A 16,707-nucleotide genomic window follows, 5' to 3' on the forward strand; every position below is an offset into this window, starting at 1 on the left:
AATACGGTAGTCTTACTGCAAATATACTTGCTGCTGTTAGCTTTAAGTATATTTAGCAAAGTATAAAAACAAAAGCGCCCTGCTGTGAGGCAGGGCGCTTAAAAGTAGTAGTAGTCTTCTAAGTATTACTCAGCAACTACATTGAAGCGTATTTGCGGCTTAACTTCTTTGTGCAGGTTCAGCGTAGCAGTGTACTCGCCAGCTGTTTTAACATCCTGATCAAAAGAGATACGCTTACGATCGATATCAAAACCTTTCGCTTTAAGCGCTTCAGAAAGTTGAAGTGTAGTTACAGAACCGAAAATTTTACCGGTCTCACCAACTTTAGCAGTAAGTTCAACAACAACATCAGTAAGGCTGTTAGCCAGCTCCTGCGCATTGTTTTTAAACATTTCAGCTTTGTGGGCAGCCTGACGTACGTTCTCAGCTACGATTTTCTTGTTTACTTTATCAGCGATAACAGCCAAACCCTGTGGGATCAGGTAGTTACGGCCATAACCTGGCTTAACAGCTACAATATCATTCTTGTAACCTAGGCCTTTAACGTCATCTTTAAGTATTACTTCCATTAGTCAATCCTCCTTATTTTAAAGAATCAGTTACATAAGGCAAAATAGCCAGGTGGCGTGCTCTGGCAACTGCCTGAGACACTTTGCGCTGGAACTTAAGGCTTGTGCCAGTAAGTCTTCTTGGAAGGATTTTACCTTGTTCGTTAACAAATTTCAGTAAGAAGTTACCGTCTTTGTAATCGATATACTTAATTCCGCTCTTCTTGAAACGGCAGTATTTCTGACGATTCTCCTGCTTGTGTACTCTTTCGTTTACTAAGCTCATTATCCTTTAACCTCCTCTTTTTTAGCTTGAGATTTAAACTCGCCTTTTCTTCTGCGCTCATTGTAAGCAATAGCATGCTTATCAAGGGCAGTAGTTAAGAAACGAACAACTTTTTCATCACGGCGATAAGCCAGTTCCAGTTGATCTACAATTGTAGAAGGAGCCTTGAACTCGATGAGGTGATAGAAACCAGTTGATTTCTTCTGGATTGGGTAAGCAAGTTTGCGTAGTCCCCAGTTTTCCTCATGGATAATGTCGGCGCTATTTTCCTTAAGCACCTGTCTGAACTTCTCGACCGTTTCCTGCATCTGAACCTCGTTAAGCAACGGGGTAAGGATGAAGACCGTTTCGTAATTTTTTAATTCCATTTCTTTCTAGAATTTTTTATTTAAGGGTGCAAATATAACAGAATATGAAGTAATAACAAAAAGTATACAGTATTTATACTTGGGTGAATCTAAATATCAGAAAGATCAAACTACACCTATATATAATAAGGAGTATACAGTTTGGGAAGAGGTTTGAAAAATATGAATTGGCAACGCTTAAGTTGGATTTAGCATAATTAATTATGACCAAAACAAACCAATGTTTTGCTTGTTGATTTTGTAATAAAAATTTGAATTAGATTAAGTTGGATGAAGTAGGTAGAAGAGTTTTGTTATTTAAAAAGGTTCTAAATAAATCCTGTTTAATGCGTTAAAAACCGAGTTTTTGCTGCTTATAAACTCTGAAAAAGGCACATATCGTTTTAGTTCCCAAAAATACACTTATTCTATTTGATTAATGGAAATCGGGTAGTAGATTTGTGCCCGTAAAGTAATTTCACCATATACTAAACACACAAGTTCGAGGCTATGATTAGCTGTATACTTAAAACAAAAACCAAAATACTAATTGCCTTCCTGTTTGCTTTAACTGTTTCTTTCGGAGCTTATGCTCAGGGTGGCAGCGAGCAGGCTGAGGTGGCAAAAGAAGGGGTAGTGCCAGGCGCTACGCAAGGTGCCGATGCAGGTGGCTCATCTGCAGATCCTGCAGTAGTTGATGCAGGCGCAACTCTTTTCAAAAATAACTGTGCCGTTTGTCACTCAGCTGGTAGTGATGTAGTGGTTGGCCCTGGTTTGCAGGGTGTAACAGAAAGAAGAAGCGAAGCCTGGCTTCTTAAGTGGATAAAGAACTCACAAGCTCTTATCCAGTCTGGCGATGCGGATGCTGTTGCTGTATATAATCAGTTTAACAAGCAGGCTATGCCTTCTTTTGCCTTTTCTGATGATGAGGTAAAGTCAATCCTTGCTTACGTTCAGTCTGGCCAAGGTGCTGCAGCGGCTGCTCCGGCTCCTGCTGAAGGCGTGGAAGGTGCAACTCCTGGTGAAAACGTGGGAACTGAGGCAATTGGTGCTGTAGGTAATTACCTGGATATCGTACTGGTTGTTCTTATTGTTGTGTTAATAGTGTTGGTGGTTACACTCCTGTTAATTACCTCATTACTTAAGAACTATCTGAACAAGAATCGTCAGCTGGATGAGTATGACAGTGAAGTTGTAAATCAGCGTTTCGATTTCTCTAAGATTTATAAGTCTAAAGCTGTTCGCACACTGGTTGTGTTGATATTTGTAGTTGTTCTGCTTGACCTTACTATAGATAAGGTAATGGGCATTGGTATTCAGCAAGGCTATCAGCCAAAGCAACCTATTGCTTTCTCGCACAAACTGCACGCAGGCGATCACCAGATCAACTGTAATTACTGCCACACTACAGTATATAAAGGTAAGAGCGCAAGCATTCCTTCTGCCAATATCTGTATGAACTGCCACAGCCAGATCAAAAAAGAATCTCCTGAGATTCAGAAGATATACAGAGCAATTGAGCGTAACAAGCCAATCGAGTGGGTTAGAATTCACAATTTACCTGATCTTGCATACTTTAACCACTCTCAGCACACGCAGGTTGGTGGTGTAGAATGCCAGACGTGCCATGGTCCTATTCAGGAAATGGAAGTTGTGTCGCAGTATGCTCCGTTAACAATGGGCTGGTGTATTGATTGCCACCGCGAAACTCCGCTGAACACTGAAGGTAATGCCTATTATGACAACCTGGTGAAACTGCATGAGCAGTCTTCTAAAGGAGCCTTCACTGTTGCTTCAAATGGTGGTGCAGAATGCTCTAAATGCCACTATTAATCAATCCAGCTTTTTAATTAAGTATTCGAGTTTTCTAAATATAATATGCAAGACAGAATAAAATACTGGAAAGGAATTGAGGAGTTAGAAAATACTCCGGAGTTCGCAAAGCATGCTCATAATGAGTTTCCAGAATTCCTGCCGGTTAATGAAACAAGAGGAGAGAGCTCCTCTGCTGGTGCAACTCCAGCAAGAAGAGATTTCCTGAAGCTTCTGGGTTTTGGCTTTGCAGCTGCGACTCTGGCTTCGTGCGAGGCTCCAGTAAGAAAAGCGATTCCTTACCTGAACAAGCCAGTGGATTTAGATCCGGGTGTGGCTAACTGGTATGCGTCTACTTACTTCGCTAACGGAGATTACAACAGTATACTTGTTAAGTCACGTGATGGTCGTCCTATCAAGATTGAGCCAAATCCTAGCTCAACGCTGGTAATCGGAACGAGCCCACGCGCACAGGCTTCGGTACTGGGTCTGTATGACAACAACAGACTTCGCACTCCTCTTATTAAAGGTAAAGAGGCCAAGTGGGAGCAGGTAGACCGTGAGATTGCTTCTCGTTTAGGTAGTGTAAATGGTAAAGTAGCTTTTGTTTCTTCTACTATTATCAGCCCTACCACCAAAAAACTTATAAATGAATTCGGTGCTCGTTTTGCAAACTTCGAGCATGTAGTATACGATGCAAATTCAGCTTCTGCACTGCTTGGAGCGAATGGTGGCGTTGTTCCAGGATATGATTTCAGCAAAGCCAATATTGTAGTTGGTATCAGCGCTGACTTCCTTGGCTCTTGGATGGCTCAATCGGTTTTTGCTAACCAGTATATTCAGAAAAGAAAGCTTTCTTCTGACAAGAAGGAAATGTCGCGTCATTACCAGTTTGAGACAATTATGTCGCTTACAGGTGCTAACGCCGACGTTCGCGTTCCGATTAAGCCATCAGAAGAACTGGCAGTAGTAACTGCTCTATATAATGGAGTTACAGGACAGGGCGGAAGCACTACTGGCAACTTTGATAAAAAAGCAATCGCAAATGCTGTTGCTGACTTAAAAGCTAATTCAGGTAAAGCATTAGTAGTATCTGGTTCTAATGATCCTGCAGTGCAGACATTAGTAACAGCTATCAACCAGGCTATTGGTGCAGAAGGTGCAACTATCGATACTGCTGCTCCATTCTTCGTGAAGCAGGGTAACGATGCCCAGATGCTTCGCCTGATCAACGAAATGAATGCAGGATCAGTTGGTGCTGTGTTCTTCTATAACGCTAACCCGGCTTACGATCACCCACTGGCAGATAAAGTAGTAAGTGGCCTAAAGAAAGTAGGATTAAAAGTATCGTTTGCAGATAGAGTGGAAGAAACTGCTGCTCTGTCTGACTACGTAACTCCGGATAACCATTACCTGGAGTCTTGGAACGATGCAGAGCCTAAGAGAGGTATCCTGAGCCTGGCACAGCCGGTAATCAGCCCGATCTTTATGACTCGCCAGATGCAGGATAGCTTATTGAAGTGGAGCAACAACAAAACTCCATTCTATGAGTATCTGCGCAATAACTGGAGAGGCATCGCTTCTGGTGACTTTAATAAGTTCTGGGAAAAATCAGTGCACGATGGTGTAGTAAACGGATCGTTATTCCCGGCTACAACAGCAACAGCTAATACATTAACAGCTGCTGCAGCTGCAAGCAGAGCGAATAAAACTGCAGGAACGGGTATTGAAGCCGTAGTTTATGAAACTGTAGCTATCGGTACAGGTGCAGAAGCCAACAACCCATGGTTACAGGAAATGGCTGACCCTATTTCTAAAGCAACCTGGAGCAATTATGTGGCTATGCCACGTAAGATGGCTGATGAAATGAAAGTTGTACAGGGAGATGTGCTGAAAGTTAAGTTAGCTAACGGCAAATCAATCGAGCTGCCAGCGCTTATTCAGCCAGGACAGGCACAAGGCACTATTAGTATAGCAATGGGTTACGGACGTAATCTGGAGACTATGCCGGTAGCGAAAGGCCTTGGTGCAAATGCTTTCCCAATTGCAACAGTAGCTGGTAATAATATCATCTATAGTGGTAAAGTTGAGCTTGAGAAAACCAACGCTACTGTAGAAATCGCACAAATGCAGACGCACCATACTATTATGGATCGTAATGTAGTGCAGGAGAATACACTGGCTAACTATAAGAAAAATCCGAAAGATGTAACGGAGTATGTGCGTTTAGCTACCCACGAAGGACCTGCTAAGCCATCTACTATTTCGTTATGGGATGATTACGAGTACAAGAATCACCACTGGGGTATGGTTATCGACCTTAACTCATGTATTGGTTGCGGTGCTTGTACAATCAGTTGCCAGGCAGAAAACAACATACCGGTTGTAGGTAAGCAGGAAGTTCAGAATCGCCGTGAAATGCACTGGATGCGTATAGACAGATACTATAGCGCAGTAGAGCATGAAGAAGGTGATTATGCAACAATGGAAGATCCAGCAGAAAATCCTTCTGTTATTTTCCAGCCAATGCTTTGCCAGCACTGTAACCACGCTCCATGCGAAACTGTTTGCCCGGTAGCAGCAACTATGCACAGCTCTGAAGGTATAAACCAGATGGCTTATAACCGTTGCGTAGGTACACGTTATTGCGCTAACAACTGCCCTTACAAAGTACGCCGCTTCAACTGGTTTGCTTACTCTAACAACGATAAGTTCGACTACAACATGAACAACGACCTCGGTAAGATGGTGTTGAACCCAGATGTAGTAGTTCGTGCAAGAGGTGTAATGGAGAAGTGCAGCTTCTGCGTACAGCGTGTACAGCTAGGTAAACTAGATGCAAAACGCGAAAACAGAAGGCCTAAGGATGGTGAGATCATTACAGCATGTGCGCAGTCTTGTCCGACAAACGCTATCACGTTCGGTGATATGCTTGATCCGGAAAGCCGCGTATCTCAGTTGCTGGCTCGCGAGCAAGGCGAAAGAGCCTTCCACGTACTGGACGAACTTAACGTTCAGCCAAACGTGACTTACCTGACGAAAATTAGAAACTTAGCTTAAAATTAAATAAAGATAGCGTTATGCAGCATGTATCTCCTATAAGAGAGCCTCTTGTAACCGGGGGGAAAACATACCACGACATCACCGAAGATGTCTGCAGACAAGTGGAGGCGAAACCCAACGCACGTTGGGCCGCTGCTTTTGCAGTAGCTTTGGTAGGTTTAGCTATTTTCCTTTATTCAGTATATCGTACCTTATGGTACGGTATAGGCGAGTGGGGCCTTAATAAAACAGTAGGTTGGGCATGGGATATCACCAACTTCGTATGGTGGGTAGGTATTGGTCACGCCGGTACACTTATCTCTGCGATCCTCCTGTTGTTCCGCCAGAAATGGAGAACTTCAATTAACCGAGCTGCAGAAGCGATGACAATCTTCGCTGTAATCTGTGCCGCAATGTTCCCTGTGCTTCACATGGGGCGTCCATGGTTAGCATACTGGGTGTTACCTTTACCAAACACTTTCGGTTCTCTTTGGGTTAACTTTAACTCACCACTTCTTTGGGACGTATTTGCGATCTCAACTTATTTTTCCGTATCGCTTGTATTTTGGTATATCGGTCTTATTCCAGACTTTGCTACTATCCGTGACAGAGCTACAGGCCCGATCGCAAGACGTGCTTATACTATCCTGTCTATGAACTGGACTGGCTCAGCTAAAGCATGGTCGCGTTACGAAACAGTTTCCTTGATCCTTGCAGGTCTTGCAACTCCTCTGGTACTTTCTGTACACACAATCGTATCCATGGACTTTGCAACTTCAGTTATACCAGGATGGCACACTACAATCTTCCCTCCATACTTTGTGGCAGGTGCGATTTTCTCAGGTTTTGCCATGGTACTTACACTGATGATCATCACTCGTAAAACGTTTAAGCTGGAGGATTATATTACACTTGAGCACGTAGAGTCGATGAACAAGGTAATTATCCTGACCGGATCAATTGTAGGTATAGCTTATACAACAGAATTCTTTATTGCATGGTATTCAGGTGTAGAATATGAAGCTTATGCTTTCATTAACCGTGCAACTGGTCCTTACTGGTGGGCATACTGGTCAATGATGACTTGTAACGTAATCACGCCACAGTTATTCTGGTTCAGAAAGATCAGAAGAAGCTTAACTGCAACATTCATTATCTCGATCTTCGTGAATATTGGTATGTGGTTCGAGCGTTTCGTAATTATCGTAACTTCACTACACAGAGATTATCTGCCATCTTCATGGGCTATGTTCTCTCCGACCTCTATAGATATAGGAGTGTATGTAGGTACAATCGGATTGTTCTTTACATTATTCTTATTGTTCGCTAAGTTTTTCCCTGTAGTGAACATGGCTGAAGTAAAAGCGATTTTGAAGTCATCTTCAGAAGTAAAGCATAATCACCACGCACATGCAAATACAATGCATGGCACTGCAACGGATTCGAACACTAATACACATCATAGCAATGACTAAAAAATTTGTTCTCGGTATCTACGATGATGAAGATGTCCTGCTGCAGGCCATCGAAAATGTACGGGCTGCTGGCACTAAAATATACGACGTTTTCTCACCTTATCCTGTACACGGTATCGATGATGTATTAGGAATTAAGCGCTCAAGACTGCCAATCGTTGCGTTCTTCTGCGGTTTATTCGGTACTTCGTTCGCACTTTGGATGCAGATCTGGATGCTAGGTTTTGACTGGCCAATGATCATTGGTGGTAAGCCTCACATTGCATTGCCATCATTTATACCTGTAACATTCGAACTTACAGTTCTGTGTGCGGCATTTGGTATGGTTATCACATTCTTTATAGTGTCCAGAATCAGACCAACTACGCGTGTAAATGTTTTCGATAAGCGTTCAACAGATGATAAATTTGTAATGGCTATCGAAGTTAATGAAGGAACAACTGATATTTCTACACTTAATAACCTGCTTCGCTCTAACGGTGCTATCGAAGTAAATGAGAAGGAGGTAATTAAATAATGAAAGCGATAAAAAACATAGGTTTCAAAGCCTCAGCTGTCCTATTTTCATCTGCAGTTCTGTTTGCCTGCAGCAATGAACAGGATCCAGGCTTAGAGTATGCTCCGGATATGTATGAATCTATTCCTTTAGAGCCATACAAACAAATCAAAGCAAATAAGTTTAACCCAGGCGGCATGAATTTGCGTGTACCGGCACAGGGAACTGTAGCACGTGGCAAAATGGGTTATAATTTATACTTGTCACAGGATACTGCAGAAGTTGCAGGTGTTGAACTGACAAATCCTTTAGCAGTTAATGAAGTTAACCTTGCTGAAGGTAAAGTGTTATACTCTCGTTTTTGTTCACCGTGCCACGGAGAGCAAGGCGATGGCCAGGGATTGGTAGGACAGAAGTTCAAAGGTGTTCCTTCTTATTCTTCCGGTCGTGTAGCTTCTTTGCCAGCAGGTCATATTTTCCATGTTATTACAAATGGTAGAGGTAGAATGAGACCACATGGTTCTCAGGTTACTCCAACTGAACGATGGAAAATTGTAATGTATGTACAGCAATTACAGACAGGTTCTGTTCCTGCTGCACCAGCAGATTCAACGGCTCAGGATGCAAGTGGACAACCAAGTACAGAAGTAACAGGTTCAACCCCGAATAACTAAGTCTAAGGCATAATTATTAAAGGATAATGACAGAAGAAAGACTCATCATTTCCAGAAAAACGACAAACAAGTTTTTCTTGATGATAGCTATAGGTGTAATTTTACTTATAGTTGGAATTATAGCAATGGCTGCAGGAGGGGGAGAGCATCATGCTGAAGGGCATGGAGAAGCTGCAGCAACTGCGCATGAGGCAGTATCATGGACTAAAAGGTTATTAATTAACCTTTGGTTAAACAATGTATACTTTACTGGTATCGCACTTGCAGGTGTATTCTTTGTAGCGGTACAGTATGTTGCTTATGCTGGCTGGTCTGTATTGATCAAGCGTGTGCCGGAAGCATTAGGTTATTACCTGCCAATTGGTGGTGTAGTAATGCTGCTGGTTTTCTTATTTGGTTCGCACGATATTTTCCATTGGACGCATGAGGGCCTTTACGATGTAAACAGCCCTGAGTACGACCCAATTATTGCCGGTAAATCTGGTTACCTGAACACAGCATTCTTCTTAATCAGAATGATTGTTTTCTTTGCTCTTTGGATATTATTCTTCAACTGGTTAAGAAGAAATTCAATCAATGAAGATTTACACGGAGGTACCACTTATTATCACAAGAGCATCAGAATATCTGCCATGTTCCTTGTAGTATTTGGTATTTCTTCTTCAGTTTCAGCCTGGGATTGGGTATTATCAATTGATACACACTGGTTCTCTACCATGTTTGGCTGGTATGTTTTCGCCAGCTGGTTTGTATCAAGTCTTGCTGCCATCACGCTTACAGTAATTATTCTGAAGCAAAATGGCTACCTGAAAATGGTAAATGCCAACCACCTACACGACCTAGGTAAGTTTGTTTTCGCATTCTCTATTTTCTGGACGTATGTATGGTTCTCGCAGTTCATGCTGATCTGGTATGCTAACATTCCGGAAGAATCTATCTATTTTATTGATAGACTTAGTGGCAATGCAGGTAACTTTAAATGGATTTTCTTCACTAACCTTCTTGTTAATTTTGCATTCCCTTTCCTTGTATTAATGACAAGAGATGCAAAACGTCAGATGATCATGTTGAAGATCGTAACTATAGCCATCCTTTTTGGTCACTGGTTAGACTTTTACCTAATGATGATGCCAGGTACACTTCGTACAAGTGCCAGCATTGGATTCATTGAAATAGGTACTGCTCTTGTTTTCTTAGGTGTGTTCCTGTTAACTTTTACAAAAGGTCTTACTAAAGCATCTCTTGTACCTGTTAACCACCCATTTCTGGAAGAGAGTGTTCATCATCATGTTTAGAGATCACACTAAAAGCGTTATATAATGATTACGATCGCCATAGGTTTATCCCTTATACTTTTATTAGTAATCCTCTTCCTGTTGTTCAGGATAGGTACGCTGGCTTCTATATTTAGAGGTTCTACACAGCGTGCAGCAGGTACTACTAAAACCAGTAACCGAGTAAACAGTACACTTCTTCTGCTTTTCCTTATACTTGGTGGAGCAGCCTTTGTATGGTCTTTTGCTGATTCATGGGATGATATGAATCAGCCCTTGGCTTCTGTACATGGTGAGTGGACTGACAGCCTGTTCTGGACAACGATGATTATCATCGGTATTGTGTTTGTTATTACACAAGTGTTGCTATTTTTCTATTCTTTTAAATATCAGCACAAGGACAACAAGAGAGCTTACTATTATCCGCATAACAACAAACTGGAAATTGTTTGGACAATGATTCCGGCTGTAGTAATGGCTATACTTGTATTTGCGGGTTGGAAAACCTGGACTAAGATTACAAGTGCAGCTCCTGAAGATGCAGTTGTAGTAGAAGTGATGGGTAAGCAGTTTAACTGGATGGTTCGTTACCCAGGACCAGATGGAAAACTGGGAAGCGCTAAGTATACGCTTATCGACGCTACAAACGAATTTGGTGTAGATTTCAGCGATCCAAATTCTAAGGACGACTTTATGCCGCGTGAATTACACGTGCCTAAAGGTAAGCCAGTTCTTTTGAAGATTCGCTCAAGAGATGTTATCCATAGTGTTTTCATGCCTCACTTCCGTTTGAAAATGGATGCTGTACCAGGTATGCCAACTAAGTTCTGGTTTGTTCCGACTAAAACTACTGCTGAAATGCAGAATGAGACTGGTAACCCAGACTTCAAGTATGAGTTAGCTTGTACTGAAATTTGTGGACGTGGTCACTTCGCAATGCGCTTTATAGTTGTTGTAGATGAGCCGGAAGATTATGAGGCTTGGTTAGCAACACAGCAGCCATTCATTGAGCAGAATCCTGATCTGATGGCTAAGTTTACGAATAAAGCTCAAGCTTCATTAGAAGTTGAGAAGAAGTCGGAAACAACAGAAGTAGTAAAATAAGAAATTAGCATTTAAATACTGTTGACAATGTCTAGTACTGATATTTCTATTCATAAGGAAGTGCACCATGCTCACGACGAGCATGATCACCACCATGACCTAAATTTCTTTGAGAAGTACATCTTTAGCCAGGATCATAAAGTAATTGCAAAACAATTCTTGTTTGCAGGTATATTCTGGGGCTTTGTTGGTGGCTTCCTTTCAATTCTTTTCCGTTTGCAACTTGGATGGCCAGAAGCTACTTTCAGCTTCTTAGAACCACTTTTAGGTAAATGGGTTGAAAACGGTAAACTGGATCCTGAGTTTTATCTTGCATTGGTTACGATGCACGGTACAATCATGGTATTCTTCGTATTAACGGCTGGTTTGAGCGGTACTTTCTCAAACTTTCTGATTCCACTACAGATTGGTGCCCGTGATATGGCATCAGGCTTTATGAACATGCTGTCTTTCTGGATCTTCTTCCTATCCAGCATTGTTATGTTTGCCTCATTATTCATTGAAACCGGACCTGCAGGTGGTGGTTGGACAGTTTATCCGCCGCTTAGTGCTTTACCACAGGCGATATCGGGATCTGGATTGGGTATGACGCTTTGGTTAGTAAGTATGGCATTGTTTATCGTTTCTCAGTTATTGGGTGGCGTAAACTATATCACTACAGTTATTAACCTGAGAACAAAAGGTATGTCTATGACGAAGCTTCCGCTTACGATCTGGGCATTCTTCCTGACTGCAATCCTTGGTCTACTTTCGTTCCCGGTTCTTTTCTCAGCAGCACTATTACTGATCTTTGACCGTAGTTTTGGTACTAGCTTCTACTTATCAGATATATTTATTGCTGGTGAGGCTTTATCAAACACAGGTGGTAGCCCTATCCTGTTCCAGCACTTATTCTGGTTCCTGGGTCACCCTGAAGTATACATCGTTATTCTGCCTACTTTTGGTATCGTATCAGAGGTAATTGCAACCAACTCACGTAAGCCAATCTTTGGTTACAGAGCCATGATCGGTTCAATGTTGGGTATCTCGTTGCTATCATTCGTAGTATGGGCTCACCATATGTTCGTTACAGGTATGAACCCTTTCCTGGGTTCTGTATTTATGTTCCTGACATTAATCATTGCAGTTCCATCGGCTGTGAAAGTATTTAACTGGATTGCTACTTTATGGAGAGGTAATATCCGTTTCACTTCTGCTATGATGTTTGCTGTAGCATTTGTTTCATTGTTTATCTCAGGTGGTTTAACAGGTATCATACTTGGTAACTCTTCTTTGGATATTCAATTACATGATACTTATTTCGTAATTGCTCACTTCCACCTTGTAATGGGTGCAGCGGCTTTCTTTGGTATGTTCTGTGGTATTTACCACTGGTTCCCTAAGATGTTCGGTCGTATGATGGATGAGAAATTAGGTTATGTTCACTTCTGGTTGACATTTACGGCTGTTTACTTGGTGTTTATGCCAATGCACTACATTGGTATCGCTGGTTTCCCTAGAAGATATTATTCATGGACTGGTTTTGAAGCATTCAACACGTTTACAGATCTGAATACTTTCATCAGTTTAGCTGCGATCTTAGGTTTTACAGCTCAGTTTATCTTCCTGTTTAACTTTATATACAGCATCTTTAAAGGACGCCGTGCAACTGAGAACCCTTGGCACTCTAACACAATTGAGTGGACTACTCCTGTAAATCCAGGACATGGTAACTGGCCAGGCGAGATACCAACTGTTTACAGATGGCCTTATGACTATAGCAAGCCAGGAGCTGCTGAAGACTTTATACCACAAACAGTACCTTTCTCTCAAACGCAGTCATCTAACCTGCCACAGGAGAAAGATTTCGAATAAAGTATAAATGACTTCAAAGTCTTTACAATACAAAAAATTTAAAAATATTGGGGTGCTTACTGTACTCGCCGTATACTTTTTAATATTGGTTGGAGGAATCGTGCGAAGCACAGGATCAGGAATGGGATGCCCGGACTGGCCTAAGTGTTTTGGCAGTTGGGTTCCTCCAACTGATGTTAAACAACTACCCGAAAATTACCTTGAAGTATATAAAGGGAAGAGGATAGAAAAGAATAAGAAGCTTGCTTCATTTCTTGATAAAGCAGGTTTTGAAAAATTAGCTGAAAATATATTTTCTCATCCAAGTCAGTACATTGAAACAGAATTCAATGTTACTAAAACCTGGATAGAATATGTTAACAGGCTGGTAGGTGTATTGATTGGCATCTTTATTTTTCTGACAGTACTCTACGCTATCCCTTTTCTAAAAGGAGATAAAGTAATTTTTTACCTGTCATTTATCAGTTTTATCCTGGTAGGATTTCAGGGTTGGCTGGGTTCGATAGTTGTGTCAACTAATTTGTTGCCTCAAACTATAACAATACATATGGCACTGGCACTTGTGATTGTAGCCATGTTGCAATATGCTGTAATTCGTTCCCAATCAGAAAGTATAAAGAAACGACTTACATTTAATAGCAGATTAAATGCGCTGTTTATACTTATTACACTAGTTACTTTTCTGCAGATTATACTAGGGACGCAGGTAAGAGAAGATATTGATATTGTAGCATTCAGTATGAATGGAGGTAACAGGGACTTGTGGATTGATAAATTAGGATTAGATTTTTACATACACCGTTCTTTCTCCATATTTATACTAGCGCTTAATGCTTACGTAGCATACCTGATTTACAAAGTGAAGGATAGCACGCTTACCAGGTTTGCTAACCTGATGATGGTGATGTTGGGATTGGAAATTGTTTTCGGTGTAGTAATGGCGTATTTTGCTATCCCACCAATCATGCAGCCGCTTCACTTAACATTAGGTACTTTGCTGTTTGGTATGCAGTTCTTGATTTTAGTTTTTTACAATTATGCCTCTTTTAAGGCAATTGATAAGCCAGTAGTAGTTACAAACTAATGTTTACGCAAAAGTCCACAGCGCTACTGCCAATACATATTATGGCACATCAGGCAGTATTATATTTCAGACTGTTAAAATTTAGGTTAAGTGCCGTAGTTGCTTTTTCCAGTGCAATAGGTTTTGTGTTAGGCCATCCGAAAGCTTCTGCTCTTGAGATAGCTCTTGTTACACTTGGAGGGTTGTTAGTTACAGGTTCTGCCAATATCATCAATCAGATAATAGAGAAAGACCTGGATAAAATGATGAAGCGAACGTCTAAAAGACCGCTTCCAACAGGTGAACTAAGTGTAAAGCAAGCTGCCATTTATTGTGTTCTGATTGGGGTAACAGGTTTAAGTATACTTGCAGTTTACTTCAATGTACTTTCAGCTATACTTGCTTTTATCTCACTAGTGCTTTATGGGTTTGTTTACACGCCTTTAAAGCGCATCAGCCCTATTTGTGTTTTTGTCGGAGCTATACCGGGTGGTTTGCCGCCCCTTATTGGATGGGTTGCGGCTACAGGAACATTAGGCGTAGAAGCTTGGATACTTTTCGGAATTCAGTTTATATGGCAGTTCCCGCATTTCTGGGCTATTGCCTGGGTGCTAGATGATGATTATAAGAAAGCAGGGTTTAAAATGCTGCCAATGGCTGGCGGTAAAAACTTAAAAACGGCTTTCCAGATTATGATTTATACTTTGGTGCTGATTCCTTTAAGCTTATTACCATTACAGTTTGGCATGACAGGTACAACTTCTGCATTTGTAGCAGTTGTATGTGGTGTCCTTTTTCTTGCCCAAACATTTTATCTTATGCGTACCTGCTCTAAAAAAGCTGCCATGAGTATCATGTTTGGTTCATTTTTATATTTACCTATCGTTCAGATAGCGTTTGTTTTAGATAAAGTAACTCTTTGATTATGGTTTCAAGATCAATAGAAGATAGCAATAACTCAGCGGGAGCTCACCCACTTAAATTCTCGTTATGGTTGATTATTATAAGTATTATTATGATGTTTGCAGCCTTTACGAGTGCCTACATAGTAAGGCGCGAAGAGGGCAACTGGCTGGAGTTTGATTTACCAAACATGTTGTTGATTAATACTGCTGTAATTGTTTTAAGCAGTATTACCATGCAATTAGCCTACAATGCAGCTAAAACAGACAGCCTGTCAAGGTTGAAAGTTATGCTGGTTGCGACAGCTGTTTTAGGTGTTGTTTTCCTGTTAGGACAGTGGAATGCATGGGGCGAACTGGTAGCTAATAATGTATACTTCGGTGGAGTGTCAAGTAACCCTTCAGGCTCCTTTCTGTATGTATTAACTGGTGTACACGGTTTTCACCTTATTACAGGGCTTATTTTTCTGGTACTTGTATTAAGGTCTAGTTTTAAATTCAAAGTACACTCTAAAAATACATTGCGTATACAGTTGTGTACCATCTATTGGCACTTTCTGGGTGGCCTTTGGATATATTTGTATATATTTTTAAAGTTGAATCACTAAACACGTTTTTTTCAATACATATACTATGTCTACTTCAACTACGCTGGAAGCACCTAACTCAGGTACATGGGATGGCGGCAACGAGCCATTAAAGGCGAGCTATGGAAAACTTATGATGTGGTTTTTCCTGCTATCTGATGCATTTACATTCGGCTCCTTTTTAATTGTTTATGGTTTATCTCGCCATAAGCACCTGCCTTATACAGGCGAAGCGGATGCCTTCACCTTTTCTACGCAGTGGTGGCCAATACCAGAAAAAGTATTTAATGCTTTCCCTGGTTTCCATGGAGTAGATCTTCCGTTGGCTTTTGTGGCTTTGATGACGATGATTCTGATTCTAAGCTCGGTAACAATGGTGCTTTCTGTTGAGGCCGGCCATCGTATGGATAAAGAAGCTGTTCAGAAGTGGTTACTTTGGACTATCCTTTTCGGAAGCATATTCCTTGGTTGCCAGGCATGGGAGTGGTCACACTTTATTACTGGTACTGAAGAAGGTATGTTGCTAGCAGATGGAACCAGAGTATTTGGAGCTAACCTGACTATTAACCAGTACGGTCCTCCGTTGTTTGCAGACCTGTTCTTCTTCATAACAGGTTTCCACGGAACACACGTATTGAGTGGAGTTGTACTGCTTATTATGATCTTCATTAACACTGTAAATGGTGTTTACCAGAAGCGCGGTCACTACGAAATGGTTGAGAAAGTTGGTCTTTACTGGCACTTTGTAGACCTTGTATGGGTATTCGTGTTTACATTCTTCTACCTGATCTAACAGTAGTTAATTTTAAAAATATATCCGGTACCCGACTTATTCCGGGTACTGTAGCTAAAGAAATAGAATACTATGGCAATGCATTCTGATCATTCTCACGATTTCACTCAAACTGGTGAGATCCCTAAAGCTCAGACCAAAGCAATCTGGAGAACCTTTATGATTCTTGTTGGTCTTACGGCACTTGAGTTCGTGTTCGCATTCTTTATGGAAGCTAGCACGTTGCGTAACTCTATCTTTATTGTGCTTACAATTTTCAAAGCATTTTACATTGTAGCTGAGTTTATGCACTTAAAGCATGAGACAAAAGCTTTAATCTGGGCAATCTTAATTCCCATGGCCCTTGTTATCTGGTTAATGGTTGCTTTGATTTCTGAAGGTAGTTACTACTTTGATTCGGTAACGAACTACTTTAAATAGTATATCTTATCATGAGTACAAAAAAGGCAC

General features: G+C 41.2%; 16 protein-coding genes. 13 read left to right on the forward strand and 3 right to left on the reverse strand.

Features of this window, described 5'->3' with window-relative positions; all coding sequences use genetic code 11:
- Window positions 1–125: 125 nt before the first annotated feature.
- From rplI to rpsF, 3 genes are read right to left on the reverse strand one after another with little or no spacing between them, the layout of a single operon-like run.
- Window positions 126–569, reverse strand: a complete 444-nt coding sequence (gene rplI, locus LWP20_RS05230) for a 50S ribosomal protein L9 (RefSeq protein ID WP_242927055.1) — start codon at window positions 567–569, stop codon at window positions 126–128.
- Between the two features lie 13 nt (window positions 570–582).
- Window positions 583–834 (reverse strand): 30S ribosomal protein S18, encoded by a 252-nt coding sequence (gene rpsR / locus LWP20_RS05235; RefSeq protein ID WP_007652662.1) that lies wholly within the window; start codon window positions 832–834, stop codon window positions 583–585.
- Entirely contained in the window at window positions 834–1,202 is a 369-nt protein-coding gene (rpsF, locus tag LWP20_RS05240; RefSeq protein ID WP_242927056.1) for a 30S ribosomal protein S6, read from the reverse strand. The genes rpsR and rpsF overlap by 1 nt, the downstream gene beginning before the upstream one ends.
- 489 nt (window positions 1,203–1,691) lie before the next feature.
- Here rpsF and LWP20_RS05245 point away from each other — a divergent pair, with 489 nt between their 5' ends.
- The 13 genes from LWP20_RS05245 (at window position 1,692) to LWP20_RS05305 (ending at window position 16,677) form a co-directional block, all read left to right on the forward strand.
- Window positions 1,692–3,014, forward strand: coding sequence for a c-type cytochrome (locus tag LWP20_RS05245; protein ID WP_242927057.1), 1,323 nt, complete (start codon window positions 1,692–1,694; stop codon window positions 3,012–3,014).
- Window positions 3,015–3,059: 45 nt separating this feature from the next.
- Window positions 3,060–6,053 (forward strand): TAT-variant-translocated molybdopterin oxidoreductase, encoded by a 2,994-nt coding sequence (locus tag LWP20_RS05250; protein WP_242927058.1) that lies wholly within the window; start codon window positions 3,060–3,062, stop codon window positions 6,051–6,053.
- Window positions 6,054–6,073: 20 nt separating this feature from the next.
- Complete coding sequence (nrfD, locus tag LWP20_RS05255; protein ID WP_242927059.1) at window positions 6,074–7,510, forward strand: NrfD/PsrC family molybdoenzyme membrane anchor subunit; 1,437 nt, start codon at window positions 6,074–6,076, stop codon at window positions 7,508–7,510.
- Window positions 7,503–8,027, forward strand: coding sequence for a DUF3341 domain-containing protein (locus LWP20_RS05260; protein WP_242927060.1), 525 nt, complete (start codon window positions 7,503–7,505; stop codon window positions 8,025–8,027). The genes nrfD and LWP20_RS05260 overlap by 8 nt, the downstream gene beginning before the upstream one ends.
- On the forward strand, window positions 8,027–8,680 hold the full coding sequence (locus LWP20_RS05265) for a c-type cytochrome (protein ID WP_242927061.1): 654 nt from the start codon (window positions 8,027–8,029) through the stop codon (window positions 8,678–8,680). Before LWP20_RS05260 ends, LWP20_RS05265 begins: the two co-directional genes overlap by 1 nt.
- Window positions 8,681–8,706: 26 nt before the next feature.
- A complete protein-coding gene (locus LWP20_RS05270; RefSeq protein WP_242927062.1) occupies window positions 8,707–9,975 on the forward strand; it encodes a quinol:cytochrome C oxidoreductase in 1,269 nt (422 codons plus the stop codon).
- A gap of 24 nt (window positions 9,976–9,999) precedes the next feature.
- Entirely contained in the window at window positions 10,000–11,058 is a 1,059-nt protein-coding gene (locus tag LWP20_RS05275) for a cytochrome c oxidase subunit II (RefSeq protein WP_242927063.1), read from the forward strand.
- A gap of 27 nt (window positions 11,059–11,085) precedes the next feature.
- Window positions 11,086–12,912 carry a cytochrome c oxidase subunit I gene (locus tag LWP20_RS05280; RefSeq protein WP_242927064.1) on the forward strand — a complete coding sequence of 609 codons (1,827 nt, stop codon included), beginning with the start codon at window positions 11,086–11,088 and terminating at the stop codon, window positions 12,910–12,912.
- A gap of 52 nt (window positions 12,913–12,964) precedes the next feature.
- Window positions 12,965–13,996, forward strand: coding sequence for a COX15/CtaA family protein (locus tag LWP20_RS05285; RefSeq protein WP_367615736.1), 1,032 nt, complete (start codon window positions 12,965–12,967; stop codon window positions 13,994–13,996).
- A gap of 41 nt (window positions 13,997–14,037) precedes the next feature.
- Window positions 14,038–14,898, forward strand: a complete 861-nt coding sequence (gene cyoE / locus LWP20_RS05290; RefSeq protein ID WP_242927066.1) for a heme o synthase — start codon at window positions 14,038–14,040, stop codon at window positions 14,896–14,898.
- Between the two features lie 2 nt (window positions 14,899–14,900).
- On the forward strand, window positions 14,901–15,485 hold the full coding sequence (locus LWP20_RS05295; RefSeq protein ID WP_242927067.1) for a cytochrome c oxidase subunit 3: 585 nt from the start codon (window positions 14,901–14,903) through the stop codon (window positions 15,483–15,485).
- Between the two features lie 25 nt (window positions 15,486–15,510).
- A complete protein-coding gene (locus tag LWP20_RS05300) occupies window positions 15,511–16,257 on the forward strand; it encodes a cytochrome c oxidase subunit 3 (protein ID WP_242927068.1) in 747 nt (248 codons plus the stop codon).
- Between the two features lie 72 nt (window positions 16,258–16,329).
- Window positions 16,330–16,677, forward strand: coding sequence for a cytochrome C oxidase subunit IV family protein (locus tag LWP20_RS05305; RefSeq protein ID WP_242927069.1), 348 nt, complete (start codon window positions 16,330–16,332; stop codon window positions 16,675–16,677).
- Window positions 16,678–16,707: the final 30 nt, after the last annotated feature.

Source organism: Pontibacter vulgaris (assembly GCF_022758145.1).
Classification (GTDB): Bacteria; Bacteroidota; Bacteroidia; order Cytophagales; family Hymenobacteraceae; genus Pontibacter; species Pontibacter vulgaris.

Excerpts from the sequence above, each read along its gene's own strand:
- LWP20_RS05300 (WP_242927068.1), top strand. The coding sequence starts at position 15,511 with ATGTCTACTTCAACTACGCTGGAAGCACCTAACTCAGGTACATGGGAT.
- LWP20_RS05305 (WP_242927069.1), top strand. The coding sequence starts at position 16,330 with ATGGCAATGCATTCTGATCATTCTCACGATTTCACTCAAACTGGTGAG.
- rpsF (WP_242927056.1), bottom strand. The coding sequence starts at position 1,202 with ATGGAATTAAAAAATTACGAAACGGTCTTCATCCTTACCCCGTTGCTT.
- LWP20_RS05270 (WP_242927062.1), top strand. The coding sequence starts at position 8,707 with ATGACAGAAGAAAGACTCATCATTTCCAGAAAAACGACAAACAAGTTT.
- LWP20_RS05265 (WP_242927061.1), top strand. The coding sequence starts at position 8,027 with ATGAAAGCGATAAAAAACATAGGTTTCAAAGCCTCAGCTGTCCTATTT.
- LWP20_RS05295 (WP_242927067.1), top strand. The coding sequence starts at position 14,901 with ATGGTTTCAAGATCAATAGAAGATAGCAATAACTCAGCGGGAGCTCAC.
- LWP20_RS05245 (WP_242927057.1), top strand. The coding sequence starts at position 1,692 with ATGATTAGCTGTATACTTAAAACAAAAACCAAAATACTAATTGCCTTC.
- nrfD (WP_242927059.1), top strand. The coding sequence starts at position 6,074 with ATGCAGCATGTATCTCCTATAAGAGAGCCTCTTGTAACCGGGGGGAAA.
- LWP20_RS05250 (WP_242927058.1), top strand. The coding sequence starts at position 3,060 with ATGCAAGACAGAATAAAATACTGGAAAGGAATTGAGGAGTTAGAAAAT.
- LWP20_RS05280 (WP_242927064.1), top strand. The coding sequence starts at position 11,086 with ATGTCTAGTACTGATATTTCTATTCATAAGGAAGTGCACCATGCTCAC.
- rpsR (WP_007652662.1), bottom strand. The coding sequence starts at position 834 with ATGAGCTTAGTAAACGAAAGAGTACACAAGCAGGAGAATCGTCAGAAA.
- LWP20_RS05260 (WP_242927060.1), top strand. The coding sequence starts at position 7,503 with ATGACTAAAAAATTTGTTCTCGGTATCTACGATGATGAAGATGTCCTG.
- rplI (WP_242927055.1), bottom strand. The coding sequence starts at position 569 with ATGGAAGTAATACTTAAAGATGACGTTAAAGGCCTAGGTTACAAGAAT.
- cyoE (WP_242927066.1), top strand. The coding sequence starts at position 14,038 with ATGGCACATCAGGCAGTATTATATTTCAGACTGTTAAAATTTAGGTTA.
- LWP20_RS05275 (WP_242927063.1), top strand. The coding sequence starts at position 10,000 with ATGATTACGATCGCCATAGGTTTATCCCTTATACTTTTATTAGTAATC.